Annotated in this window: 19 protein-coding genes and 1 other RNA gene; 14 read left to right on the top strand and 6 right to left on the bottom strand. The window is 65.3% G+C overall.

The window, feature by feature from the left end; translation table 11 throughout:
* Window positions 1–2 precede the first annotated feature (2 nt).
* The 6 genes from sdhD to HNP71_RS00815 all read left to right on the top strand — a co-directional run bounded on the left by sdhD (window position 3) and on the right by HNP71_RS00815 (window position 6,442).
* Window positions 3–407 (top strand): succinate dehydrogenase, hydrophobic membrane anchor protein, encoded by a 405-nt coding sequence (sdhD, locus tag HNP71_RS00840; RefSeq protein WP_183264956.1) that lies wholly within the window; start codon window positions 3–5, stop codon window positions 405–407.
* A 15-nt stretch (window positions 408–422) separates the two neighbouring features.
* Window positions 423–2,234, top strand: coding sequence for a succinate dehydrogenase flavoprotein subunit (gene sdhA / locus HNP71_RS00835; protein WP_183264955.1), 1,812 nt, complete (start codon window positions 423–425; stop codon window positions 2,232–2,234).
* 17 nt (window positions 2,235–2,251) lie between these two features.
* Complete coding sequence (locus tag HNP71_RS00830; protein WP_183264954.1) at window positions 2,252–3,034, top strand: succinate dehydrogenase iron-sulfur subunit; 783 nt, start codon at window positions 2,252–2,254, stop codon at window positions 3,032–3,034.
* 233 nt (window positions 3,035–3,267) lie between these two features.
* A complete protein-coding gene (gene ahpC, locus HNP71_RS00825; protein WP_183264953.1) occupies window positions 3,268–3,831 on the top strand; it encodes an alkyl hydroperoxide reductase subunit C in 564 nt (187 codons plus the stop codon).
* A gap of 129 nt (window positions 3,832–3,960) precedes the next feature.
* Window positions 3,961–5,538 (top strand): alkyl hydroperoxide reductase subunit F, encoded by a 1,578-nt coding sequence (gene ahpF / locus HNP71_RS00820; RefSeq protein WP_183264952.1) that lies wholly within the window; start codon window positions 3,961–3,963, stop codon window positions 5,536–5,538.
* A 1-nt stretch (window position 5,539) separates the two neighbouring features.
* Window positions 5,540–6,442: a hydrogen peroxide-inducible genes activator gene (locus tag HNP71_RS00815; protein ID WP_183264951.1), complete on the top strand. Its 903-nt coding sequence runs from the start codon at window positions 5,540–5,542 to the stop codon at window positions 6,440–6,442.
* Here HNP71_RS00815 and HNP71_RS00810 read toward each other — a convergent pair.
* Window positions 6,439–7,464 carry a DUF6976 family protein gene (locus HNP71_RS00810; protein WP_183264950.1) on the bottom strand — a complete coding sequence of 342 codons (1,026 nt, stop codon included), beginning with the start codon at window positions 7,462–7,464 and terminating at the stop codon, window positions 6,439–6,441. The two genes, HNP71_RS00815 and HNP71_RS00810, sit on opposite strands and share 4 nt — an antisense overlap.
* A 335-nt stretch (window positions 7,465–7,799) precedes the next feature.
* On the opposite strand from HNP71_RS00810, the gene HNP71_RS00805 reads away from it, so the two are divergent.
* From HNP71_RS00805 to HNP71_RS00795, 3 genes are all read left to right on the top strand, one after another.
* The gene (locus tag HNP71_RS00805) at window positions 7,800–9,125 is read left to right on the top strand and encodes an aspartate aminotransferase family protein (protein ID WP_246344005.1); all 1,326 of its coding nucleotides are present in this window, start codon (window positions 7,800–7,802) and stop codon (window positions 9,123–9,125) included.
* 16 nt (window positions 9,126–9,141) lie between these two features.
* The gene (locus HNP71_RS00800; RefSeq protein WP_183264949.1) at window positions 9,142–10,575 is read left to right on the top strand and encodes an NAD-dependent succinate-semialdehyde dehydrogenase; all 1,434 of its coding nucleotides are present in this window, start codon (window positions 9,142–9,144) and stop codon (window positions 10,573–10,575) included.
* A 161-nt stretch (window positions 10,576–10,736) separates the two neighbouring features.
* Window positions 10,737–11,441 carry a cyclase family protein gene (locus tag HNP71_RS00795; protein WP_221246557.1) on the top strand — a complete coding sequence of 235 codons (705 nt, stop codon included), beginning with the start codon at window positions 10,737–10,739 and terminating at the stop codon, window positions 11,439–11,441.
* An 84-nt stretch (window positions 11,442–11,525) separates the two neighbouring features.
* On the opposite strand, the gene HNP71_RS00790 is transcribed toward HNP71_RS00795, so the two are convergent.
* From HNP71_RS00790 to aroA, 3 genes are all read right to left on the bottom strand, one after another.
* Window positions 11,526–13,157 (bottom strand): fatty acid--CoA ligase, encoded by a 1,632-nt coding sequence (locus HNP71_RS00790; RefSeq protein ID WP_183264947.1) that lies wholly within the window; start codon window positions 13,155–13,157, stop codon window positions 11,526–11,528.
* Window positions 13,158–13,229: 72 nt separating this feature from the next.
* Window positions 13,230–13,859, bottom strand: a complete 630-nt coding sequence (gene cmk, locus HNP71_RS00785) for a (d)CMP kinase (RefSeq protein ID WP_183265260.1) — start codon at window positions 13,857–13,859, stop codon at window positions 13,230–13,232.
* Entirely contained in the window at window positions 13,859–15,193 is a 1,335-nt protein-coding gene (gene aroA, locus HNP71_RS00780) for a 3-phosphoshikimate 1-carboxyvinyltransferase (RefSeq protein ID WP_183264946.1), read from the bottom strand. The genes cmk and aroA overlap by 1 nt, the downstream gene beginning before the upstream one ends.
* 102 nt (window positions 15,194–15,295) lie before the next feature.
* Here aroA and HNP71_RS00775 point away from each other — a divergent pair, with 102 nt between their 5' ends.
* On the top strand, window positions 15,296–15,622 hold the full coding sequence (locus HNP71_RS00775) for an FYDLN acid domain-containing protein (RefSeq protein WP_183264945.1): 327 nt from the start codon (window positions 15,296–15,298) through the stop codon (window positions 15,620–15,622).
* A 45-nt stretch (window positions 15,623–15,667) separates the two neighbouring features.
* Here the strand turns inward: HNP71_RS00775 and HNP71_RS00770 are convergent, their stop codons facing one another.
* Window positions 15,668–18,478: an AsmA family protein gene (locus HNP71_RS00770; RefSeq protein WP_183264944.1), complete on the bottom strand. Its 2,811-nt coding sequence runs from the start codon at window positions 18,476–18,478 to the stop codon at window positions 15,668–15,670.
* Window positions 18,475–22,056 (bottom strand): hydantoinase B/oxoprolinase family protein, encoded by a 3,582-nt coding sequence (locus HNP71_RS00765; protein ID WP_456304175.1) that lies wholly within the window; start codon window positions 22,054–22,056, stop codon window positions 18,475–18,477. The genes HNP71_RS00770 and HNP71_RS00765 overlap by 4 nt, the downstream gene beginning before the upstream one ends.
* A gap of 62 nt (window positions 22,057–22,118) precedes the next feature.
* On the opposite strand from HNP71_RS00765, the gene HNP71_RS00760 reads away from it, so the two are divergent.
* The 4 genes from HNP71_RS00760 (at window position 22,119) to rnpB (ending at window position 24,607) form a co-directional block, all read left to right on the top strand.
* Window positions 22,119–22,895, top strand: coding sequence for a TerB family tellurite resistance protein (locus HNP71_RS00760; RefSeq protein ID WP_183264943.1), 777 nt, complete (start codon window positions 22,119–22,121; stop codon window positions 22,893–22,895).
* A gap of 2 nt (window positions 22,896–22,897) precedes the next feature.
* Window positions 22,898–23,536 carry a LysE family translocator gene (locus HNP71_RS00755; RefSeq protein WP_183264942.1) on the top strand — a complete coding sequence of 213 codons (639 nt, stop codon included), beginning with the start codon at window positions 22,898–22,900 and terminating at the stop codon, window positions 23,534–23,536.
* Window positions 23,533–24,195: an N-acetylmuramoyl-L-alanine amidase gene (locus HNP71_RS00750; RefSeq protein WP_183264941.1), complete on the top strand. Its 663-nt coding sequence runs from the start codon at window positions 23,533–23,535 to the stop codon at window positions 24,193–24,195. Before HNP71_RS00755 ends, HNP71_RS00750 begins: the two co-directional genes overlap by 4 nt.
* A 23-nt stretch (window positions 24,196–24,218) precedes the next feature.
* Window positions 24,219–24,607, top strand: an RNA gene (gene rnpB, locus HNP71_RS00745) — RNase P RNA component class A.
* Window positions 24,608–24,682: the final 75 nt, after the last annotated feature.

Raw genomic sequence — 24,682 nt, 5'->3', positions numbered from 1 at the left:
ATATGAGCAAGGATACCTCCCCCTCCGTCCATATCATGCGCAGCCCGCTGGGCCGCGCCCGCGGCTTGGGCGCCGCCAAGAGTGGTGCCGCCCACTGGTGGGCCGAGCGCGTCACCTCCGTCGCGCTGCTGCCGCTGTCGCTGTATTTCGTGGTCTCCGTGCTGATCCTGAAGGGCGCCGACCACGCCGCCATGGCCGCCTATCTGGGCGAGCCCTGGAACGCCGTGCTGTTCCTGCTGCTCATCGGCACGATGTTCTCCCATATCTCGATGGGCCTTCAGGTCGTGATCGAGGACTATGTCCGTGAGGAAGGCAAGCGCCTCGCGCTGCTGCTGGTCGTCAAGGGCGGGGTTTGGTTCCTCGCGCTGGCCGCCGCCGTCTCCGTCCTCAAACTCGCTTTCTCGTAACGGAATCCTGCGAACATGAACGCGATCTCCAAACCTTCTTATGGCGCCTATAATATCGTCGATCACACCTACGACGTGGTGGTCGTCGGCGCCGGTGGCTCCGGCCTGCGCACGACCCTCGGTATGGGCGCGGCCGGTCTCAAGACCGCCTGTGTGACCAAGGTGTTCCCCACCCGCTCCCACACCGTGGCGGCGCAGGGCGGCATCAGCGCCTCGCTTGGCAATATGGGCGAGGACAACTGGCGCTGGCACATGTACGACACCGTGAAGGGGTCGGACTGGCTGGGCGACCAGGATGCCATCGAATATATGTGCCGCGAGGCGGTTCCGGCGATTTACGAGCTGGAACATTACGGCATGCCCTTCTCCCGCACCGAGGATGGCAAAATCTATCAGCGCCCGTTCGGTGGCCACATGAAGGAATACGGCAAGGAGCCGGCCATGCGCGCCTGCGCCGCCGCCGACCGTACCGGCCATGCCATGCTGCATACGCTGTATCAGCAGAGCCTGAAGCATGACGTCGAGTTCTTCGTCGAATACTTCGCGCTTGACCTGATCATGGACGAGGAAGGCGCCTGCCGTGGCGTAATGGCCTGGAACCTGGAGGATGACACCATCCACCGCTTCCGCGCCCAGATGGTCGTGCTGGCCACCGGCGGTTACGGCCGCGCCTTCCAGTCCTGCACCTCCGCCCATACCTGCACCGGCGACGGCGGCGGCATGGCGATCCGCGCCGGCCTGCCGGTTCAGGACATGGAGTTCGTGCAGTTCCACCCGACCGGCATCTTCCCCGCTGGCTGCCTCATCACCGAGGGCGCACGTGGCGAGGGCGGTTATCTCACCAACTCCGAGGGCGAGCGCTTCATGGAGCGTTACGCGCCGACCGCGAAGGATTTGGCCTCGCGCGACGTGGTCTCCCGCTCGATGACCGTCGAGATCAACGAGGGGCGCGGCGTCGGCCCGAACAAGGACCACATCCTGCTGCACTTGGAGCACCTGGGTGCCGACATCCTGCACGAGCGTCTGCCGGGCATCTCCGAGACCGCCCGCGTCTTCGCTGGCGTGGACGTGACCAAGGAGCCGATCCCGGTGCTGCCGACCGTGCATTACAACATGGGCGGTATCCCGACGAACTATAAGGCCGAAGTGCTGCGCCCGACTGCGGAGAACCCGGACGCGGTCGTGCCGGGCCTGATGGCAGTGGGCGAGGCGGCTTGCGTCTCCGTGCATGGCGCCAACCGCCTGGGCACTAACTCGCTGCTCGACCTCGTGGTGTTCGGCCGTGCCGCTGGCCACCGCGCCGCCGAGATCGTGAAGCCGGGCGCTACCCAGGCCCCGCTGCCGGCCGGCGCCGGCGAGGCCAGCCTCGACCGCTTCGACAAGACCCGCCATGCCAATGGCGGCACCAAGGTTGCCGAGCTGCGCGACCAGCTGCAGCGCACCATGCAGGCCCACGCCGCTGTGTTCCGCAACTCCAAGTCCCTTACCGAGGGCGTGGAGAAGATGCACAAGCTCTGGGGCGGCCTGCCGGACATCAATGTGACTGACCGCTCGCTGATCTGGAACTCCGACCTCGTCGAGGCGCTGGAGTTGCAGAACCTGATGGGCAACGCCGCCGCCACCATGGTGGGTGCGGAAGCCCGCAAGGAAAGCCGTGGCGCCCAGGCGCATGACGATTTCCCCGAGCGCGACGACCACAACTGGATGAAGCACACCGTTGCTCATGTTTCGGAGAAGGGTGAGGTTACACTCACTTACCGTCCGGTGAAGATGCAGACCCTCACCAACGAGGTGTCCGTGTTCCCGCCGAAGAAGCGCGTGTACTAAGGAAGGGGAGTAGAACCATGGCTGAATTTAGCCTGCCCGCGAACTCGAAGATCGGTGAGGGCAAGACCTACAAGGCCCCGGCTGGCGCCAAGCGCGTCAAGGCGTTCAAGGTCTATCGCTGGAATGCCGATGACGGGAAGAACCCCGTCATGGACACCTACGAGGTTGACCTCGACAAGTGCGGGCCGATGGTGCTCGACGCGATCATCAAGATCAAGAACGAGATCGACTCCACGCTGACCTTCCGCCGCTCCTGCCGCGAAGGCATCTGCGGCTCCTGCGCGATGAACATCGACGGGACCAACACCCTGGCGTGCCTCAAGCCCATCGCCGACGTGCAGGGCGAGGTGCGGATCACCCCGCTACCGCATATGCCGGTGGTGCGCGATCTGGTGCCGGACCTGAACCAGCCTTACGCGCAGCTGCGTTCCATCGAGCCCTGGCTGCAGGCCGAGACGGCCCCGCCGCCGGATGCCGAGCGCCTCCAGTCCAAGGAAGAGCGTGCGGAGATCGATGGTCTGTGGGAGTGCATTCTGTGCTTCTGCTGCTCCACCTCCTGCCCGAGCTACTGGTGGAACGGCGACCGCTACCTCGGCCCGGCAGTGCTGTTGCAGGCCTATCGCTGGATCGCCGATTCCCGCGACGAGGCGACCGGCAAGCGCTTGGATGCGCTGGAGGACCCCTTCAAGCTCTATCGCTGCCACACCATCATGAACTGCACGCAGACTTGCCCCAAGGGCCTGAACCCGGCCAAGGCGATCGGCAAGATCAAGCAGCTGATGCTGGAGCGCCAGGGCTAAAAATCAAACGTTTAGACGTTTTTGGGGCGGCCTTTTCTCAAAAAGGCCGCTTCTTTTTTGTCTTTTATTCGGCATTGTAAATCCACAGCGCCTCTCTAGAGTATCGCAGGGGCGCCGAGGTCTCGATCGCTTTCATCGATTGTAATTACAAAAAAAATCAATTTCATGGATTGTGAGAAAGCGGCTACAAGCTCCCTCGTCGAGACCCAACCATACTCGCAAGGAGTGAATTTATGTCGCTGATCAACACGGAAGTTAAGCCGTTCACCGCCCAGGCCTTCAAGAGTGGCAAGTTCGTGACCGTCTCGGACGCCGACCTCAAGGGCAAGTGGTCTGTCGTTTTCTTCTACCCGGCTGACTTCACCTTCGTCTGCCCGACCGAGCTCGAGGACCTGGCCGACAACTACGCCGAGTTCCAGAAGCTGGGCGTTGAGATCTACGCCGTCTCCACCGACACGCATTTCTCTCACAAGGCGTGGCACGACACCTCCGCCGCGGTGAAGAAGATCGACTACTTCATGGTTGGCGATCCGACCCAGACGATCTCCCGCAACTTCGAAGTGCTGATCGAGGCTGCCGGTCTGGCCGACCGTGGCACCTTCGTGATCGACCCGAACGGCGTGATCCAGATTGTCGAGATCAATGCCGGCGGCATCGGCCGTGATGCCAAGGAGCTGCTGCGCAAGGTGAAGGCCGCGCAGTACGTCGCTTCCCACCCCGGCGAGGTCTGCCCGGCCAAGTGGCACGAGGGTGAGAAGACCCTGGCCCCGTCGCTCGACCTGGTCGGCAAGATCTAAGCGGATTTCCGCTCCGTTCCCGCCGGGCAACCGGCGGGGGCACCCCAAGACGACAAATTTCCGCGCCCCCTGGCCGAGTGCATTTTCCCTGGCAGGCCGCGCTATATTTTAAAAAATATGGAGCCCGTTATGTTGGACGACAGCCTGAAGGGCCAGTTGAAGGCCTATCTCGCCCGCGTTTCCGTGAGTTTGGAACTGGTGGCCACTCTTGACGCCAGCGAAACCGCCGCCGAGATGCGCGGGCTGCTGGAAGATATCGCCGCCCAGACCGACAAGATCGCCTTGCGCTTCGATGGCGCCGATGCCCGTGCCCCCTCGTTCGAGATTCGTCGCGCTGGCGAGAGCCATGGCGTGCGTTTCGCCGGTCTGCCGATGGGCCATGAATTCACCTCGCTGGTGTTGGCGCTGCTGCAAACCGGCGGGCACCCGCCCAAGGTGGAGCCGGAGGTGGTCGAGCAGATCAAGGCGCTCCCGGGCGAGTATCATTTCGAGACCTATTTTTCCCAGTCCTGCCAGAACTGCCCGGACGTGGTGCAGGCGCTCAACCTGCTGGCGATCCTGAACCCGCGCATCACCCACACCGCTATCGACGGCGCTGCCTTCCAGTTCGAGGTTGAGGGGCGCAAGATCATGGCCGTGCCCGCCGTGTTCCTCAATGGCGCCGAGTTCGGCTCGGGCCGTATGAGCCTGGAGGAAATCCTGGCCAAGCTGGATACCGGCGCCGCCGCCCGCGAGGCTGAGAAGCTGAACGCCAAGGGTGTGTTCGACGTGCTGGTCGTCGGCGCTGGCCCGGCTGGTTCCGCCTCGGCCATCTATGCCGCGCGCAAGGGCATCGCCACTGGCATCTTGGCCGAGCGTTTCGGCGGGCAGGTGCTGGATACCGTGGCTATCGAGAACTTCATCTCCGTGCAGCATACCGAGGGGGCGAAGCTCGCCTCCGCCCTGGAAGCCCATACCCGTGAATACGGCGTGGACATCATGAAGGGCTTCAAGGCCGAGAAGATCGTGCCGCCCGCGCAGCCGGGCGGGCTGTTCGAGGTGCAGGTGGCCGGCGGCGGCGCGCTTCAGGCGAAGTCCCTGGTGCTTTCGCCGGGTGCCCGCTGGCGCCAGATGAACGTGCCCGGCGAGGCCGAGTATCGTAACAAGGGCGTGGCCTATTGCCCGCATTGTGATGGCCCGTTGTTCAAAGGCAAGCGCGTGGCGGTGATCGGCGGCGGCAATTCCGGCGTCGAGGCGGCCATTGACCTCGCGGGCATCGTCTCCCACGTCACGCTCATCGAGTTCGACAGCCAGCTCCGCGCCGACGCCGTGCTCCAGGCCAAGCTGCGCAGCCTGCCGAATGCCGAGATCATCGTCTCCGCCCGTAGCACCGAAGTGCATGGCGATGGCGAGAAGGTCGTTGGCCTGTCCTATGAGGACCGGACGAATGGCGAGATCAAGCGTCTGGAGCTGGAGGGCATCTTCGTGCAGATCGGCTTGGTGCCGAATACCGAGTGGCTGAAGGGCACGGTCGCGCTCACCCCGCGCGGCGAAATCGAGATCGACGCGCGCGGGGAGACCTCGGTCTCTGGCATCTTCGCCGCTGGCGACGCGACGACCGTGCCTTACAAGCAGATCATCATCGCCGCGGGCGAGGGCGCTAAAGCCGCACTCTCCGCCTTTGACTATCTGATCCGCCAGCCTCAGGCCGAGGCTAAGGCCGCGTAGCATGACCTATCTGCCGACACCGCAGCAGCTTCGCTATTTGGTGATGCTGGCCGAAACCGGACATTTCGGCCGTGCCGCCTCGGCTTGCGCGGTGTCGCAGTCCACGCTCTCCGCCGGGATATTGGCGCTGGAGCGCGGGCTGGATGCGCAGATCCTCGACCGTGCCGCACCCAAGCACGCCGTGTTTACGCCGCTCGGGCTGGAGCTGGTTGCAAAGGCGCGGGCGGCGCTGACGGCCATCGCGGCGGTGGCCGAAACGGCCGATGCCGCCCGTGCCCCGATGTCCGGCCCGCTGCGTCTGGGCATTATCCCCACGGTCGGGCCGTTCCTGCTGCCCAAGCTGATGCCCGCCCTGCGTCATGGCTTCCCGGCGCTCAAGCTATTTCTGCGCGAGGACCAGACCGAGCGGCTGCTGGAGCAGCTCGATGATGGGCTGCTCGACCTGCTGATCCTGGCCGAGCCCTGTACCTGCGGCGGTGCCGAGACCTTTCCGCTGGCGCGTGACGACTTCCTCGCGGCCCTCCCGCCGGGACATCCGCTGGCGGCGCGTGAGAGCATTCCCGTAGCGGCGTTGAGTGCCGAAAATTTCCTGCTGCTGGAGGATGGGCATTGCCTGCGCGACCAGGTACTGGCCGTATGTAGCGCCGGGATGGGGCGGGAGCAGAAATTCGCCGCCACCTCGCTGCACACACTCATCCAGATGGTGGCAGGCGGGCTCGGGGTTACGCTGGTGCCGCGACTTGCCATCTCGGTGGGATTGGCCGAAGGCACCGGGGTGGAGCTGCGCCGCCTGGAAGGCGCAGGCGGCTGGCGTACCTTGTCGATGGCCTGGCGTCCCGGCAGCCCGCGCGGCGCCGAGTACCGCGCCATGGCGCCGCTGGTGGTGCAGGCCTGCGGCGGTTAGCCGCTTCCTGGTCCGGTGTCGTCCTCCGCGTTGTGGCTGACAGTGAGGCAGGCGAGCGTCTGGTTGAGCACGCTATAGGCGATTTGCCCGAAGGTCACCGGCCCTTGAAACGGCAGGTCCGCAGCTTCGTGAAGCCCCGCGTGTTCATAGTTTTGAACGCAAACGCAGGAGAGCGCCCCGCTGACTGGGCCAAGCTCGCCCAGCAAGCGCGAGAATTCGTGCTGATAGTCCAGCACTTCCACGGCAAAACGGTAGGTCAGGGCGGGGTTCACCGGGGCCAAGAAGGTGGAGCGGCCAGTTTGCGGGCAGGAGGAGATGATTGAAATATTAATCAGCGCCCCCTCATGGTCCGCCACCAAGGGCAGCCGCGGGTCGATCTTCTTCGCTTCGATATAGCGGGCCAAATTGCCCGGCTTGCCGCCGATCAGGCACTCGCCATCGGTCACGAAGCCGGGGTTGGCAAAGCGAATCCCCGGCCCGGTGCCAGGGCTGAACAGATTGGCGATATGCAGCTGGGCGAAGAACTCATCGGGCAGGGCGATGCCCATTACCGCCGCCTGCTCGGCGCTGCCGACCGGGTTGCCGGCAAAGCTCTTGGGCCGCCGCGTGCCCAGCTGGCCCGCCGAGACCGCACTGACCCAGCCGAACAGCGGCGCGCTGTAGATGCCTTCATAATCCAGGATTTCGGCCGAGAGGCCAGCCAGCAGCTCGCTGAAGCCGGGAACAATGGCGATGGTGAAGCCATTGGCCGGATGCAGTCGTCCGATCTGCCGCATTTCCGTAAGGTTGAAGTGATTCAACCTTACATCCTGAGCGATGCGGGTGAGGTCGGAATAGAAGATCCGTCCGTTGGCTTCCTGTCCGCCTTCCGCAGTGATGAAGTGTGCCGCCGTACCGCCGATCCAGCGGCCGCTGGGCAGGGCCGCCAAATCCGCCTCGTCCCCGGCAAGCACCAGGACGCGTCCCTCACAGATCAGTTCAGCGATTTTGTCTTTTGTGCCTGCGCCGTGTTCGATGATCACGCTGGGCCTCCCTGCTGTCCTCGGCAGATGTCCGTCTTTATGGAGGCGAGGACAAAAGGCTGAAGGTAAGCAGGGCGTTGGCGAGTGTTAAAATTTACACATAGTTTAAGCATAAAATATCTCAGTCGGCTAATTTAGTCAGTACATTAACCCCAATATCTTTCCGAACGCCAAACGGAATTTGCGGGTCAGGCTCGCGTGCCGCGATTATTGATTTTTGTTAGCTAGCTGGCGTTGTGTTCCGCAGGGGCATTTCGTGTTCCCGAAAGCAACAAACCCCTGGTCAACGCTGTTTAAAATAGTAAACTATCCGCACCTGAAGGAGTGTGCCAACTATGAGTGCTGCCCAGCGCCCGAGCAACGATCCGCTGATCAATCAGTGGATGCCGTTCACCGCCAACCGCCAGTTTCACGACCAGCCGCGGATCATCGCCCGGGCCGAAGGCGTTTATTATTATAACACGCAGGGCGAGAAATTGCTCGATGGCTCCTCCGGCCTGTACTGCATTCCGCTTGGCCATGGGCGGCGAGAGATTCGCGAGGCCGTATCCAGGCAGATGGAGGTGCTGGATTACGCACCGCCCTTCCAATACGGTTTTCCGCCTGGTTTCCAGCTTGCCACCGAGGTGGCGGAGCTGACACCGCCGGGTCTCAACCGAATCATGTTTGCGGGCTCGGGGTCCGAGGCCGTCGATTCGGCGCTCAAAGTGGCGCTGCAATATCACCGCGTGCGAGGCGAGGGGGCACGCCAGCGCTTCGTCGGGCGTGAGCGCGGTTATCACGGCGTGAATTTCGGCGGCTGGTCCGTGGGCGGCATGGTGAATAACCGCAAGGCGTTCGGCCTTGGCCTACCGGGCGCTCTGCATATGCGCCACACGCACATCAAGGAAAACTATTTCGAGATGGGGCAGGGCACCCATGGCGCCGACCTTGCCGACGATCTGGAACGCTTCGTCAACCTGCACGGCGCCGACACGATCGCCGCCTGCATCGTCGAGCCCGTGGCGGGCTCCACCGGCATCCTGCCGCCGCCCAAGGGCTATCTACAGCGCCTGCGCGAGATCTGCACCAAGCACGGCATCCTGCTGATCTTCGACGAGGTGATCACCGGTTTCGGTCGCACTGGACAGGCCTTCGCCTCCCAGACCTTCGGCGTCACGCCCGATATCATCACCATGGCCAAGGCCATCACCAATGGCTCGATCCCGATGTCGGCCATCGCGGTGCGCGAGGACATCCAGCAGACCATTCTGGACGCCGCCCCGCCCAACGCCGTGGAGTTTTACCATGGCTACACCTATTCGGCCCATCCGGTGGCCTGCGCCGCCGGTCTGGCCACGCTGAAGATCTACCGCGAGGAAAATACCTTCGGCCGCGTGCGCGAACTCACCCCAGGCTTCCTCGAACAGATCGCCAGCTTCAAGGGCGATCCGGAGGTGGTCGACACGCGCGGCTTTGGGTTGCTGGGGGCTGTCGAGCTGGCGCCGAAGGGCAAACCCGGCGAACGCGGCTTCAAGTTCCTGTGCAAAGCGTTCGAGGAAGGGCTGGTGCTGCGCTGCTCCGGCGATTCCGTTGTGCTGGCGCCACCTTTCGCTGCTACCCCGGACCAGATCAGTGAGATGATTGACATCGTGCGGAAACTCATCCGCCAAGGCTACTAAAAAGAGGACATAAAAAATGTATCAGGACGTACAGTTGCACATTGGCGGCCAGTGGCGCGCCGCCACCGGCGGGCGCACGCTCGACGTTGTCAATCCGGCCACCGAAGAGGTGATCGGCACGCTAGCTCATGCCTCGCGCGAGGATCTGGACGAGGCGCTGGACTTTGCCGCCAAGGGCTTCGCCGTTTGGCGCAAGATGGTGCCGTATGAGCGCTCCAAGCTGCTGCGTAAGGCCGCCGAGCTGATGCGCGAGCGCGCCGACCACATCGCCAAGCTGATGACCATGGAGCAGGGCAAGCCGGTGGGCGAGGCCAAGATCGAGATCATGGGCTCCGCCGATGTGATCGACTGGTTTGCCGAGGAAGGCCGCCGCGCTTATGGCCGCGTCATCCCCAACCGTGTGCCGGGCGTGTACCAGATGTCCCTGCGTGAGCCGGTGGGCGTCGTCGCGGGCTTCACCCCGTGGAACTTCCCCGTTTCCCAGGCCGTGCGCAAGATCTCCGCGGCGCTGGCGGCGGGCTGTTCGTTCATCCTGAAGGGGCCTGAGGAGACCCCGGCCTCCTGCGCCGAGCTGGTGCGCGTGTATGTCGATGCCGGTATTCCGGCGGGCGTGGTGCAGCTGGTGTTCGGCATTCCGGCTGAAATCTCCGAGTACCTGATCCCGCACCCGGTCGTGCGCAAAATTTCCTTCACCGGCTCCACCGTGGTGGGCAAGCACCTTGCCGCCCTGGCCGGCAAGCACATGAAGCGCGCCACCATGGAGCTGGGCGGCCATGCCCCCTCCATCGTGTTCGACGACGCGGATCTCGACCAGGCCGCCACCATCCTGGCCGCCAACAAGTTCCGCAATGCCGGGCAGGTTTGCGTGGCCCCGACCCGCTTCATCGTGCAGGAAGGCGTTTACCAGCCGTTCCTCGAGAAGTTCGTCGCCAAGTGCGAGGCGCTGAAGCTCGGCAACGGGCTGGACGCCGACACCACCATGGGCCCGCTCGCCAATGACCGCCGCGTGGCGGCCATGGAGGCGCTGATCGCCGATGCCGTGGGCAAGGGCGCGAAAATCGCCACCGGCGGCAAGCGCGCTGGCAACAAGGGCTATTTCTTCGAGCCGACCGTGCTGACCGACATCCCTGCTGATGCCCGCGTGCTGAACGAGGAGCCGTTCGGCCCGCTGGCGCTGTTCCTGCCATTCAGGACCTTCGACGACGCGATCGCCGAGGCGAACCGTCTCCCTTATGGTCTGGCCGCCTATGCCTATACCCGCAGCACCGCCACCGCCACGGCGCTCGGCGCGCAGATCGAGTCCGGCATGATCGGCATCAACCATCACGGCTTGGCCCTGCCCGAGACGCCGTTCGGCGGCGTGAAGGATTCCGGCTATGGCTCCGAAGGCGGCGCCGAAGGGCTTGAGCCCTATCTGGTCACCAAGTTCGTGACGCAGATGGGCGCGTAAGCGGCATCAGCCTGAACGTGAAAAGGCGGCATCCCGCGCGGATGCCGCCTTTTTTGTTGCACTGCGCAAAAACGCTTGACCGCTGATGAAACGCATTTGACATTCAGGCCATGGATTTTTTACCCGCCGCGAATCCCCTCTGGGCCTTGTATGACAACGTATTGTCGAAGGCCCGCTTCACCGATCTCACCCACGCCTTCCATCCGGGCCAGCCGCATTTCCCGCTCTTTCCCGACGAAACCGTGGAGACGCTGTTCTCTGTGGCCGAGCATGGGTTCGAGGTGACGCGCTACTCGCATGTCGGCCAATGGGGTACGCATGTGGATGCGCCGAGCCATTTCGTGGCGGGCGGGCGCAGCCTGGACGAATTGCCGGTGGAGGACATGCTGCTGCCGTTGGTGGTGCTGGATATCAGCCCCCGCGCGGCCCAGGACCATGACACCATGCCCGTGCTGGAGGATGTGCGGGGTTGGGAGGCGCGGAATGGGCGCATCCCCAAGGGCGCGTTCGTGGCGCTGCGCACGGATTGGCACAAGCGCTGGCCCGACCCGGTGGCCTTCGCCAACAAGGATGAAGCGGGTGTGGCGCATTACCCCGGCTGGTCGCGCGAGGTGCTGGAGTTTCTGTTCACCGAGCGCGATGTCCGTGCTGTCGGCCATGAGCAGACGGATACCGACCGGGGCTTGTCCACCTCCAAGGGTGATTACGGGCTGGAATATTACGTGCTGAGCCAGGATCGCTGGCAGATCGAGCTGGTGGCGAATCTGGACAAGGTGCCGGAGGCCGGGGCGCTGCTGCTGGCAAGCTGGCCCAAGCCGCTCAAGGGCTGTGGCTATCCGGCAAGGCTCGTCGCCATCCACGAGTAGGATTGGGATAGAAGTTTTTGACGCAGCTGTTTTCAAAAAGCTGCAAAGAACGCCGCCCTTTTTGAAAAGGGCGGCGCTGAAAACTTAGGCCGCCGAGTTCGCCGTCACGCCGTAAATCGCGCGCATGCGTTTCTTATCCAGCTTACCGACGGAGGTTTTCTCCAGCTCCTGCGCGAAGATCACCTGATCCGGGATGGCGTAGCGCGACAGCTCCCCCGCATCCACGCGCTTGCGCACGAGGTCCTTCAGCTCCTCCTCGCTCGCCTCGCCATCCGGCTTCAGCACTACGATGGCAATCGGCCGCTCGCCCCAGCGCGCGTTCTCGATGCCGATCACCGCGCATTCGCTCACCGAAGGATGGTGCAGCAGGATGTTCTCCAGCGTTAGCGAGGAAATCCACTCCCCGCCGGTTTTGATGACATCCTTGCTGCGGTCCATGATGTGCAGATAGCCATTCGGGTCGATGGCGCCGATATCTCCCGTATGCAGCCATCCGCCGTGCCAGAGCGTCTCTGAGGCCTCGGGGTTCTTGGTGTAGCCAGCCGTCAGGCTTGGGCTGCGAGCAACAATCTCGCCCACGCTCTGCCCGTCATGCGGCAGAATGTTCATTTCCTCGTCCACAATCGCGATTTCCGCCAGCGCGGCTGGCAGGCCGGTGGAGCAGCGCGTGGCCACGTCGTTTTCTTCGGTCACGCTCTCTTGCTTCAGCAGTGCCAAGGAGAGGATGGGGCAGGTCTCGGACATGCCGTAGCCGGTAAACACGTCCAGCCCCCGGGCCATGGCAGCGCGGCAGAGCGATTGCGGCAGGGCGGAGCCGCCGATGATGACCTTCCAGCCTTTGAGATCAATACTCTGCGCCTCGGGCGCGGTGAGGATCATATGCAGGATGGTCGGCACGCAATGCGAGATGGTCACCCCCTCGGTCGCCAGCAGCTTCAGCACCGTGCTGGGCAGGAAGCGGCCGGGATAGACCTGCTGCATGCCCATCAAGGTGGCGACATACGGAAAGCCCCAGGCATGGACATGGAACATCGGGGTGAGGGGCAGATACACATCCTCCCGCGAGATGCGCCCATTCAGCCCCGCCATCAGGAAGGTGGACATCAGCGTGAGCGAATGCAGAACCAGCTGCCGGTGTGTGAAATACACCCCCTTGGGCAGGCCCGTGGTGCCGGTGGTGTAGAAGGTGGTGGCGATGGTGTGCTCGTCGAAATCCGGGAACTCGGCGACCGGCGTGGCGGCGGCGAGCAACGCCTCGTACTCGCCGGAATAGAGCGGGCCGCCGATAACCTCAGCCTCGCCGTCATCGGCCAGGCAGACGATGTGCCGCAGGCGCGGCAGCTTGTGGTGGATCTGCTTGAAGACCGGATAAAAATCCTTGTTGATGAACAGGATCTCGGCTTCCGCATGGTCGATGGTATAGGCAATCTGTTCCGGGCTTAAACGGATATTCACCATCATCAGCGCGCAGCCCAGCATAGGCACGGCGAAATAGGTTTCCAGATAGCGGTTGGAGTCCCAGTCCATCACCGCCACGCGGGTGCCGTGGACGGCGCCGAGATGCCCGAGTATCCCACCTAGCCGGTGGATGCGCTCGGCGAGTTCAGGATAGGAGAAGCGCCGTTCTCCCCGATACACGATCTGCTTGCCGCTGGCCTGGGCCAGGGGCGTTTTCAGCAGGTTCTTGATAAGAAGCTGGTAGTCCTGGGCTGGCATCTTTTCGCTCCCGTCTTGCCTTGATTGGGAGCGATAATGGGCCGTTTCGGAAGTTTTACAAGCTGGATGTTGTCAGGCCCGCACTGTCGTCTTGCGGCGGATCATCTCAAGCGCATGGGTGAAGGCGGCATCGGCGTCCATGTAGGTGGTGTCTATCAGCTCCGCATCCGCGGCCTTCATTAGCGGGGCGGCGGCACGGGTGCGGTCGGCCTCGTCGCGTGCCTGAACATCGGCGATGACATCGGCAAGCGCCACATCCTCCCCGCGTCCGAGGAACTCCAGGTGGCGGCGCGTGGCGCGGGCCTCCACGCTGGCGGTGACAAAGAGCTTCACATCCGCGTGCGGGAAGATGATGGTGCCGATGTCGCGCCCATCCAGCACCGCGCCATGCGAGTTGCCGAAATGGCGCTGGAAGTCGAGCAGCGCCTGGCGCACGGCGGGGATGGAGGCAACTTGGCTGGCGGCCTTGGAGGTTACGGCGTCGCGCAGATCGGTGCGGGCGAGGTCGTCCTTGCCGAGGCTCCTGGCGGCCTCCACGGCGGCCTGGGTGTCGGCGGGGTCTTTGCCTGCCTCCAGCACTCGCTTGGCGGTGGCGCGGTAGAGGACGCCCGTATCAAGATACGGCAGCCCCAGAGCGGCGGCGAGGCGCTTGGCCAGTGTGCCCTTGCCGGCGGCGGCCGGGCCGTCGATGGCGACGATCATCACGCCGCCACCATATTGGCGCCCAGCCCGCGCATCAGCGTCAGGAAGCCGGGGAAGGAGGTGTCGATAAAACTTGCGTCGTCGATGCGCGCCGGCTCCTTGCTCGCCTGCCCCAGCACCAGGGCGGACATGGCGAGGCGGTGGTCCATATGCGTCTCCACCAGCCCGCCGCCGGGGATGCTGCCGGTGCCGTGGATAATGAGGTCGTCGCCCTCGATCTCCACCTGCACGCCATTCACCCGGAGCAGGGCGGCGGTGGCGGAGAGGCGGTCAGATTCCTTCACCCGCAGCTCGGAGAGCCCGCGCAGGCGGGAAGTGCCGTTGGCGGCGGCACAGAGCACGGCGAGGATCGGGTATTCGTCGATCATGCTGGGGGCGCGCTCGGCGGGCACGTCCACGGCGCGGAGTTCGGTATAGGCGGCCACGATGTCGCCCACCGGCTCGCCGCCTTCGATGCGCGCGTTTTCGATGGTCAATTCGGCGCCCATCTCACGCAGGGACTCGAACAGCCCGGTGCGCAGCGGGTTCAGCCCCGCGCCGGTGATGGTGACTTTGCTGCCCGGCACCAGCAGGGCGGCGGCGATGGGGAAGGCGGCGGAGGACGGATCGCCCGGCACGACGACATCGGCCGCGCGCAGCTCCGGCTGGCCGGTGAGGCGGATGAGCCGCCCCTTGCCCGCGCGTTCCACGCTGACCTGCGCGCCGAAATGCCGGAGCATGTTCTCGGAATGGTCGCGGGTCGGCTCCGGCTCCTCCACCTCGGTCACGCCGCGGGCGTTGAGCCCGGCGAGCAGCACTGCGGATTTCACCTGCGCCGAGGCCACGGGCAGGCGGTAGGTGAGAGGCATGGCCTCGCGCGTGCCGATGATGGTGAGCGGCAGGCGGTTGCCCGAGCGGGCGAAGAACTGCGCGCCGGTGCCCTTCAGCGGTTCGATCACGCGGGCCATCGGGCGTTTGCGCAGCGATGCATCGCCGGTCATCACGGCGTAAAGGTCGTGGCTGGCGAGAATCCCCGCCAGAAGCCGCGCGGCGGTGCCGGAATTGCCCATGTCCAGCACGTCAGCCGGTTCCGTGAGCCCGCCAATGCCGCGCCCGGCCACCAGCCAGTCCGCGCCGTCACGGCTGATTTCTGCGCCCAGGGCGCGCATGGCGCCGGCGGTGCGCAGCACGTCCTCGCCCTCCAGCAGGCCGGAAATGCGAGTCTGGCCGATCGCCAAGGCCCCGAACATCAGGGCGCGATGGCTGATGGATTTATCGCCAGGAACGCCGATGCTGCCGGTGAGCGGTGCGGCGGGGCGGGCGGAGATGTGCGGGCGGGGCGTGAGCGATTCCATGCCGGGCCGATTAGCATGGGTTGCGCGGTTTGACATAGGCCGCAGGGCGTGGCATCGCGCCGCCCTTGAGAGATATTGTGCTGAATTGACCTGAGGTTGGACATGGCGAAACCGGAGCTTGGAGAAAAACATACCTGCGTATCCTGCGGGGCGCGGTTTTTCGACCTCGGCAAGGAGCCGGCGGTGTGCCCGAAATGCGGCACCGAGCAGCCGGCTGAGCAGCCGCGGTTGAGGCGCGCGGCGCCGCTGCCGGAAGAGCAGAAGAAGGCTGCCAAGCCGATGCTCGATGGCGATGAGGTGGACGTGGAAGTGCCCGATGACGGCGATGACGAGGACATCCTGGAGGATGCGGATGACCTCGACGACGATACCGGCGTGATCGAGGCCGATATCGACGTGCAGCCCGAGGGCAATGACGACGAGCGGTAATCAACCGCTCCCTGTAAGAAAAAACCCGGCTTTGAGCCGGGTTTTTTATGGCGCGGCGGGCTTCCACCCTAATGCGGATTTAAGCTGCGCCGTGCGCTTTGGCGCGCTCCAGGGGCCCAGCACCAGCACCGAGGCGCTAACCGGCGGTTTCACCGCGGGCTGCAGTGTCAGGCGCAGGGCCAGGGCCCTGTCGAAAAAATCGATTCCGCTATCGGTGGCGGCGGCGATCATGCCGTTCTGCCCGGTTAGGGTGCCCCGGGTGAGGGTACAATTGCCCTGGGCCAGCGTGCCGGCAAGGTTGAGCGTGGAAAACGGTGTGCTGCCGGAGGCGAGGGCGGCGCGCAGCTTGGCGGTGGCGTTTGGCGTGCCGAGCGCGGCCATGAAATTGCCGAGGCTGATGCCTCCCAGCCGCCCATGCGTGGCCGTGAGGCTGGCGGTGCCGCCCAGAGTCGCCAGCCAGTTCTTTGGGCTGTAGCCGCTGGCGGTGAGGCTGGCGGTGGCATTTATCGTGCCGATGGGCAGGCTGAAGGGGAAACTCACCGGCAGGGCCAAAGACTGTGCGTCGATATTCTGCGCCAGAAGGCTGAGGTTGAATTGTGGTGCGGCCGTGGCGCTGAGCGTGGCGGTCAGGCTGCCGGACAGATTGCCATTGCCGAGCGCCGCCGTGGCGAGGTCCAGCTTGGCGCTGGTTTGCGCCAAAGTGAGGGTGGCGCTGCTTTGGCCCAGCACCGGCGTGCCGGCATAGAGCACGCTGGTGGCGTTCAGGCCGATCTTGCCCTGCACGGGTAGGCTGGCGGGCAGGGGCAGTGTCGTGGGCAGAGGCGGCAAGGCCAGGGTGTCGGCGTCGATCTGCCCGGAGACGGTGCCGTTCTGCACCATCAGCCGGCCATTGGCCGCCAGCGCGCCGAAGCTGAGGATGAAGTCATTCAGCCCATACTGGTTGGCTGAGGCGGTAAAGCCCGCGCGCAGCGAGACCGAGCCCGCGCCCGGGAATGCCACACCTTGGTCGAAGCCGAGGATATGTGCGAGGCGGATAGCCTCGGGGAACTGCACCGAGACCGCGCCGGAGGCGCTCTGATGGATTAGATCGATAACCGGTGAGGTGGTGACGGTGAGGGTGCCGACATCGGCCAGCTTGCCCGTGGCTTGGGCCCGCGCCTGCACGGCGAGGCTGGCCACCGCGCTGGCGGAGAGCGCATTGGCCGGGCCTTGCGCCGCGAGCAGTACGGAGAAGCGCCCGGCGGTGAGCGCTGCGGGCGGCATCCAGCCTGCAGGCAGCAACGCGGCCAGTGGCGTGGCGGAGGGAAGTTGCAGGAAGCCGTGCGCGGAGGTGACCTGCCCCGACGAATCGAGCGTGAAACTGCCTGCCGCCAGCCCGCCATACAGGTTGGCGGAGGCGCGGCGGATGTTCAGCGTGCCGTCCAGTTCTGCGTCCACAGCCAAGTTTTGCAGTTTTATTGGCCCGGCATCGGCGCGGGCGGCGGAGATCTCGCCGTCGAAGACAAAGCCGCCAGGTTGGCGTTGCCCGGCCCAGGCGATGAGTGGGGCGAGGTCGAGATGGTCGAAGCCCAGGCTGCCCGCCGCGCGGCCGGGGGTGAGAATCAGATTGCCGGTGACGCGGTCCTGTCCCAGCGTGCCGGAGAGATTGCGCAGCACCGGCGCCGCCAGTGTGCCGCCGAGCTGGGCGGAAAGCTTGGCGCTGGGCCAGCCAACGGGCGGGGGCAGGTGATAGGCGGCGGCAAGGGCGGTGCTGTCGGGCACAGTCAGGCTCGCCTGTCCGCTCAGCACCCCCGCTTGGCTGGCGCTACCCGAGGCGTTCAGCGTACCGCCGCCGGGCAGGCTAAGGGTGAGGCTGTTGAGCGCCAGTCCGCCCGGTCCGGTGGTCAGGCTGGTCTGCAGCGCCGGGAAATTTTGTCCCGCCAGGGTGACGTTGCTGGCCTGCAAGGTGAGGGAGAGCGGCGGCAAAGCAGGCCAGAACAAGGTGAGCGGCTGGGTCTGCCGGGCCAGGGCGTCGAGATTGAGATTCTGGCCGCTGAGTGTAGCATTCATGCCCGGGGCGGCGAAGCCGACGGAGGCATTGCCCGACAGGCTGGTATTGCCTTGCTGTATGGTAAGCTGGGTGGCATTGACGCCGTTGGCATCCACGGAGAGCGTGGCGTTGCCGGTGATGTCCTGCGGCAGCTTGGCGGTAAGGTTGCCGGTCAGGCTGCTATCCGCGTCCAGCGTGCCGGAGAAATTCAGGCTGCTGCCCAAAGTCCCGGCCTGGATGGAGAGCGGCGCTGATTGGTCCAGCGCCGTTGCTCCCAGAGCCAGACTGAGCGTGACGCCCTGGCCCAGCAGCGCGCCATTGCCGGAGACGCTGACCGCGCCGTCCGGGCCGGTGAAGAGATCGGCGCTGACCTCGGTGAAGCCGATGCCGCCGAAGCGGACCGTGCCGTTGCTGAGATGCGCATGCAGCGCCGCCAGCCAGGGCGGCGGGGCGATGGATTTCGGCCCGGCGGGCAGCGGCCAGGGGAAGTCCACGCTCGGCTGCTCCAGGTCGAGCGTCTGTACCGCCAACTGGCCGCGCAGCAGGGCGAGTGGTGAGATGTCCATCACCAGGGCGTGGGCGGTGATGATCTCCTTGTCGGGGCCGGAGATGGTGATGTCGGTGGCGGTGATCTCGGGGCGGGGCAGCAGGGCCAGAGAGAGCTTGCCGCCGATCTGCACTTTGCGGCCGGTGAGCGATGAGGCGAACGCCTCCATGGCGGGACGATGCGCCTGCGAGCCGACAAAGCCGGGTAAAGCCAGCAGAGCGCCAAGCAGGGCCAGGACCAGCCCGGCGGAGAGCAGCCAGAAGGCGGTGCGTTTTTTCAAGGCGCGCCGTACCCGCCGCCGCCCGGGGTCTCGATGACGAAGGCGTCGCCCGCCGCCAGCTCCGCCGCGGCGCGGCCGGGCAGGGGCTCAACCGTGCCTGCGGCGCGTTGCACGTATTGCGCGCCGCAGGCGCCAGGGGCGCCACCTTCCAGGCCGAAGGGTGGTATGGTGCGGCGCGAGGCGGTGATGGTGGCGGTCATGGGCTCTAAAAACCGGATTTTGCGCGTAACGCCATCCCCGCCGATGAATTTTCCGCCGCCGCCCGAATTTTTACGGATGGAGAACTCCTCCACGCGGACGGGAAAGCGCAACTCCAGCACCTCGGGGTCCGTGATACGCGTGTTGGTCATGTGCGTATGTACTGCCGAGCAGCCGTTGAAGCCCGGCCCAGCTCCGGCCCCACCGCAAATGGTTTCATAATACTGGTATTGGGCGTTGCCAAAGAGGAAATTGTTCATCGTCGCCTGGGAGGACGCCGCCGCCCCCATCGCGCCCAGCAGCGCCACGGTGACGGCCTGGGAAACCTCGGTATTGCCCGCCACCACGGCGGAGCCTGGGGGTGGGGCGAGGAAGCTGCCCTCGGGGATGATGATGGAGAGCGGCTTCAGGCAGCCCTCGTTCAGCGGCAGATCGGAGCCGGTGAGGCAGCGGAAGGCGTAGAGCACCGCTGCCGTGGTTACCGCTTTGGGGGCGTTGAAGTTGTTCGCCCCCGCAAGGCCCGTGCCGGTGAAATCCACTGTGGCGGAGGCGGTTTCGCGGTTTATGCGGAGCGACACATGCAAAGGCGTGCCGTCATCCATGGTATAGGCGAAATCGGCATCGCGCAGGTGGAGAATGGCCGCGCGGGTGGCGGCTTCGGCATTGTCCATCACATGGCGCATGTAGTTACGCACCACGGCCCAGCCGTAATGCGAGACGATCTGCCCCAGTGCCGCGCTGGCGGTGGCGTTGGCGGCGATCTGCGCCTTGATGTCGGCGACATTTTGCTCCGGGTTGCGAGCTGGGTATTTTGCTCCCGCCAGCAATGCGCGGAAGCCGTCTTCCCGAAATTCACCACCGGATAGCAACAGGAAATTGTCGATGACCACGCCTTCTTCCTCCAGCGTGGTGGAGAAAGGCGGGGTGGAGCCGGGAGTGAGGCCGCCGATATCGGCATGATGGCCACGGCAGGCGGTGAAGAAGCGGATTTCTGTGTCCGTTTCGTCGAAAACTGGAGTGATGAGGGTTATGTCCGGCAGGTGCGTGCCGCCGGCGTAGGGATTGTTCAGGGCCACGGCGTCGCCGGGGCGCAGCGTGCCGCCACGGAGCGCGATGACATGGCGCACTGAAGCCCCCATGGCTCCCAGATGTACCGGCACATGCGGCGCGTTGGCCACGAGATTGCCCTCGGCGTCGAAGATGGCGCAGGAGAAATCCAGCCGCTCCTTGATGTTCACGCTCTGCGCGGTGTTGCGCAGGACTGCCCCGGCCTGCTCGGCGATGGACATGAACAGGTTGGTGAAGAGTTCCAGCAGCACTGGATCGGGCGTCTCGGCCTCGGCGATGACCGCGTTGGCGCGGGCCTCCGTGCGGCGCAGGACGCAATGGTTGTGCGGGGTGATCTCGGCTGTCCAGCCTGGCTCCACGATGGTGGTGGCGATGGCTTCCTTCAAAATCGCCGGGCCAGGGATTTTGACACCAGCGCCCAGGGAGGCGCGGTCGTAGACCGGAGTGACGCGGGCCTCGCCGCCGGTGAACATATGCGTGGTTTCCAGCGGGGCGGGGAGCGGCGCGGGGGAGATCCCCGGCTCGGCCAGGGGCTCGCCGGGGGCGCTGGCTTCCACCAGCACGGTTTCCGCTACCAGCGGTTTTTCGGGCGTGGTGAAGCCGAACAGGCGCTGATGCGCGGCGGTGAATTCGGCGAGCATCTCGGCGTAAGGGGCGAATGACACCGGCAGGGCGGTGTCCGTGCCTGCATAGCGCAGCAGGATGGTGGTGCTGTGGGTGATGTCGGCCCCTGGCGTTTGGGCGCGTAGGGAGGTTTCGGCCTCGGCGGCGAGGCGCGCGGCGGTTTGGGCCAGGGCGTCCAGCGCGGTTTCGGTGAAGGGGAGTTCCACCGCCTGTTCACGCAGGAGCGAGAAATCGGAAAGGCCGATGCCGTAGGCCGAGAGCACCCCGGCGAAGGGGTGGATGAACACCCGGTCCATGCCCAACTCGTCGGCCACCAGGCAGGCATGCTGCCCACCCGCGCCGCCAAAGCAGACCAGGGCGAAATCCGCCGGGTTTAGCCCCTTCTGCACGGAAATCTGGCGGATGGCCTGGGCCATGTTGGCGACGGCGATCTGGATGAAGCCCTCGGCCAGTTGCTCGGGCGTGTAGCCGCCGACCTGGGCCGCCAGATGCGTAAACATGTTGCGGACGGTCTCGGCGTCGAGCTTTTCGTCGCCGTTCGGGCCAAAGATGGCGGGGAAATGCGCGGGCAAGATTTTGCCCAGCAGCACGTTGGCGTCCGTCACCGTGAGGGGGCCGCCCTTGCGGTAGGCGGCGGGGCCGGGGTTGGCCCCGGCACTCTCGGGGCCTGCGCGCAGGCGGGCGCCGTCGAAGCTTAAGATAGAGCCACCGCCCGCCGCCACGGTGTTGATGGCGAGCATCGGGGCGCGCAGGCGCACGCCCGCAATCTCGGTTTCCAGGCTGCGTTGGAATGCGCCGTCATAGAGCGCGACATCGGTGCTGGTGCCGCCCATGTCGAACCCGATGACGGCGTTGAATCCCGCTGCTGCGGCAGTACGTACCGCGCCGACGATGCCGCCAGCCGGGCCGGAGAGGATGGCGTCCTTGCCGGTGAAGGCATTGGCGCGGGCCAGCCCGCCATGCGACTGCATGAAATAGAGCGGGGAATTATTTAGCCCTTCGGAAACCTGGGCGATGTAACGCAGCAGAACGGGCGAGAGATAGGCGTCGGCCACCGTGGTGTCGGCGCGGGGCACGAGGCGCAGCAGAGGGCTGGCGATATGCGAGAGCGAGATTTGCGTGAATCCGGCCTGGGCCGCCAACTGGCCGAGGCGTTGCTCCATGGCCGGGTATTTCCAGGCATGGATGAGCGCGATGGCCACGGCCTCCACCCCCGCCGCTCGCGCGGCGCTAAGGGCCGCCAGGGCGGTGGCTTTGTCGAGCGGCTCGATCTCCTCGCCGGTGACGGAAACGCGGCCCGGAATTTCCTCGACGCGCTCATAGAGCATGGAGGGGAGACGGATATCGAGGTCGAACAGCTTGGGGCGGGCCTGGTTGCCGATGCGCAGCAGGTCGGCGAAGCCACGGTTCACCAGCAGCAGCGTGCGCGCCCCCTTACGCTCCAGCAGCGCGTTGGTGGCGACGGTGGTGCCCATCTTCACGCTGGCGATGGCGTCCGCCGGGATCGGCGCATCATCGGCCAAAGCGAGGAATTCGCGGATGCCCTGCACGGCGGCGTCACGGTAGCGCCCGGGGTTTTCCGAGAGGAGCTTCTTCGTCGCCAGCGTGCCTGCGGGAGAGCGGGCCACAATATCGGTGAACGTGCCGCCGCGATCGATCCAGAATTGCCAGCCCATGCGCTTGTCCAAGAATGCTCCATGGTTGATGTCCGATTGTTGGGCCGGGTTCAAGGGCGTGCTAGACTGAACACATGAGCTACTGGGGCAAGTTTATCGGTGGTCTGGCCGGTTTCGCCATGGGCGGGCCGGTGGGGGCGCTGTTCGGCGCGGCGCTGGGCCACGCGGCGGATGAGGGGCGGTTCCAGGCCTTCTCCTTCTTCGGTGACCGGGTGATGCCGTTCGACAGCGCCAGGGTGGCCGCCATGCTCGGCGGGCGGGACCAGCTGTTCGCCGTGAGCGTGACCGTGCTGGCCGCCAAGCTCGCCAAATGCGACGGGCCGGTAGGCCGTGTGGAGATCGACGCGTTCAAGCGCAGCTTCGCCATTCCGCCGGAGAATGTCGCCGAGGTGGGGCGGCTGTTCGACAGCGCGCGTGAAAGTACCGACGGCTTCGAGAGCTATGCCACCCAGCTCGGGCAAGCCTTTTCCGACAGCCGGGGGATTTTGGAGCAAGTGCTTGCGGGATTGTACCAGATCGCCCGGGCCGATGGCGCGCTTAACGGTGCGGAAGCGGATTTTCTGGGCCGGGTGGCTTTTGCCTTCCGGCTGGATGAGGCGGCGATCCGCCGGGCTTCGGGCGGAGTGGCGGCGCCTCAGCAATCCGCCGAGGACGCCTATGCCGTGCTTGGCCTGCGCCGCAGTGCCACGGGCGACGAGATCCGCACTCGCTGGAAGCAGTTGGTGCGCGAACATCATCCGGACGTGCTGGCCTCGCAGGGCGCGTCGGCGGCGCGGATCAAACTGGCCTCGGAGAAGGTGGCGCGGATCAACGCCGCCTATGACGCGATTAAGCGGGAGCGGCGGCTGTAGCCATGTCTCAGAATTTTTGGATGTTTTTCGCGGCGGCGCTGGTGCTGGCGCTGCTGCCGGGGCCGAGTATTTTTTACGTCAGCTCGCGCAGTTTGGCGGCAGGAAAGCTGGAGGGGCTGGCCTCGGGCGCTGGAACGGGCATTGGCGGCATGGTGCATGTGGTGGCGGGCACTTTGGGGCTCTCGGCCCTGGTGCTGGCCAGCGCCAAGCTGTTCGCGCTGCTGAAGCTGGCCGGGGCGGTGTATCTGGTATGGATGGGTATCGGCATGATCCGCTCCGCGCGGCGGGATGCGGCGATGTTGCAAGCCGTGGAGCCCAGGCCCGCCAATCCGCGCCGGGCGGTAATCGACGGCATGCTGGTGGAGGCGCTCAACCCCAAGACGGCGACGTTCTTCCTCGCCTTTTTGCCGCAATTCGTTGACCTTCCACGAGGCCATGTGGCGTTGCAATTCCTGCTCCTTGGGCTGGTCTCGGTCGCGTTGAACACCAGCGCGGACCTCGCCGTGGCGTTGGCGGCAGGGGCGGTGCGCGGCTCCCTGGCCGGGCGCGGAGGTGTGATTGCGCGCGTGCGCCAAGGGGCGGGCGGGCTGATGATCGGGCTGGGGGTGGATCTGCTGCTGACAAGGAGGTTGGCCGCATGATCCTGCTGCCCTCACCGAATGTGGATGAGCGCGACGCGGCAGTAGAGTTCCTCGTGCTGCATTACACGGGCATGCCAACGGCGCAGTCGGCTATCGACCTGCTGCGCTCGCCGGAAGCCAAGGTGTCCTCGCATTACGTGGTGGATGAGGATGGCACGGTTTACTGTCTGGTGCCCGAGGAGAAGCGCGCCTGGCATGCGGGCATCTCCTACTGGCGGGGGCAACGCTTGCTCAACGGCGCCTCGGTGGGCATCGAGATCGTCAATCCGGGGCATGAATGGGGTTACAGGCTGTTTCCCGACGCGCAGATGGATGCTGTGCTGGAGTTGTGTCTGGGCATCCTCTCGCGCCATCCGATCCCGGCGCGCAATGTGGTCGCGCATTCGGACATCGCCCCCAACCGCAAGCAGGACCCAGGCGAGTTGTTCGACTGGAAGAGGCTGGCGGAGGCGGGCATCGGCATGTGGACGGATGAGTTCGGCGTGCCGGGGGATTTGCCGGCGGATCTCGCCGCCATCGGCTATGATGTCAGCCTGCCGGAGCGCGATGTGATTACCGCCTTCCAGCGGCATTTTCTGCCACAAAACCTGAGCGGCGTGGCCGATGCGCCCACCAGCGCCCGCGCCGCCGCGCTGCGAGCGCTGGTTGACCGCGCCTGAGCCCCGGGAGTAGGGAGGGCGTTCCAGACGGTTGGACGGCCGCCGGTGGTGCAAGCCATGGGAGGAAAGTCCGGGCTCCACGGAAGTACGGTGCCGGCTAACGGCCGGCGGGGGCGACCCCAGGGACAGTGCCACAGAAACATACCGCCTTCGGGTTCGCCCAGGGTAAGGGTGAAATGGTGCGGTAAGAGCGCACCGCCTCGCTGGTAACAGGGAGGGCAGGGTAAACCCCACCGGGAGCAAGACCGAATAGGGGCGGCCGGCGCCGTGCGAAAGCATGGGCGCGAAACGATTTCCGGTTTGCCGCCCGGGTTGGTTGCGTGAGGCGGGCGGTAACGTCCGCCCCAGATGAATGGCCGTCCAGCGTCCCTAGGGGCGTGGACAGAACCCGGCTTACAGACCGTCTGGATTTTCTCTTTTTGTTCTGGCCCAAACAATTTTCGTTGCGTTTGCAAAATTGATTTGCCGCAGGACTGCGTGCGCGAAA

This window comes from Acidocella aromatica, assembly GCF_014201825.1.
Taxonomy (GTDB): Bacteria; Pseudomonadota; Alphaproteobacteria; order Acetobacterales; family Acetobacteraceae; genus Acidocella; species Acidocella aromatica.
The sequence above is the reverse complement of the archived record's forward strand: the minus strand, read 5'-3'. Positions and strand labels throughout refer to the sequence as shown.

Coding starts and splice junctions, on each gene's coding strand:
- sdhD (WP_183264956.1), top strand. CDS start 3: ATGAGCAAGGATACCTCCCCCTCCGTCCATATCATGCGCAGCCCGCTG.
- sdhA (WP_183264955.1), top strand. CDS start 423: ATGAACGCGATCTCCAAACCTTCTTATGGCGCCTATAATATCGTCGAT.
- HNP71_RS00830 (WP_183264954.1), top strand. CDS start 2,252: ATGGCTGAATTTAGCCTGCCCGCGAACTCGAAGATCGGTGAGGGCAAG.
- ahpC (WP_183264953.1), top strand. CDS start 3,268: ATGTCGCTGATCAACACGGAAGTTAAGCCGTTCACCGCCCAGGCCTTC.
- ahpF (WP_183264952.1), top strand. CDS start 3,961: ATGTTGGACGACAGCCTGAAGGGCCAGTTGAAGGCCTATCTCGCCCGC.
- HNP71_RS00815 (WP_183264951.1), top strand. CDS start 5,540: ATGACCTATCTGCCGACACCGCAGCAGCTTCGCTATTTGGTGATGCTG.
- HNP71_RS00805 (WP_246344005.1), top strand. CDS start 7,800: ATGAGTGCTGCCCAGCGCCCGAGCAACGATCCGCTGATCAATCAGTGG.
- HNP71_RS00800 (WP_183264949.1), top strand. CDS start 9,142: ATGTATCAGGACGTACAGTTGCACATTGGCGGCCAGTGGCGCGCCGCC.
- HNP71_RS00790 (WP_183264947.1), bottom strand. CDS start 13,157: ATGCCAGCCCAGGACTACCAGCTTCTTATCAAGAACCTGCTGAAAACG.
- cmk (WP_183265260.1), bottom strand. CDS start 13,859: ATGATCGTCGCCATCGACGGCCCGGCCGCCGCCGGCAAGGGCACACTG.
- aroA (WP_183264946.1), bottom strand. CDS start 15,193: ATGGAATCGCTCACGCCCCGCCCGCACATCTCCGCCCGCCCCGCCGCA.
- HNP71_RS00775 (WP_183264945.1), top strand. CDS start 15,296: ATGGCGAAACCGGAGCTTGGAGAAAAACATACCTGCGTATCCTGCGGG.
- HNP71_RS00760 (WP_183264943.1), top strand. CDS start 22,119: ATGAGCTACTGGGGCAAGTTTATCGGTGGTCTGGCCGGTTTCGCCATG.
- HNP71_RS00755 (WP_183264942.1), top strand. CDS start 22,898: ATGTCTCAGAATTTTTGGATGTTTTTCGCGGCGGCGCTGGTGCTGGCG.
- HNP71_RS00750 (WP_183264941.1), top strand. CDS start 23,533: ATGATCCTGCTGCCCTCACCGAATGTGGATGAGCGCGACGCGGCAGTA.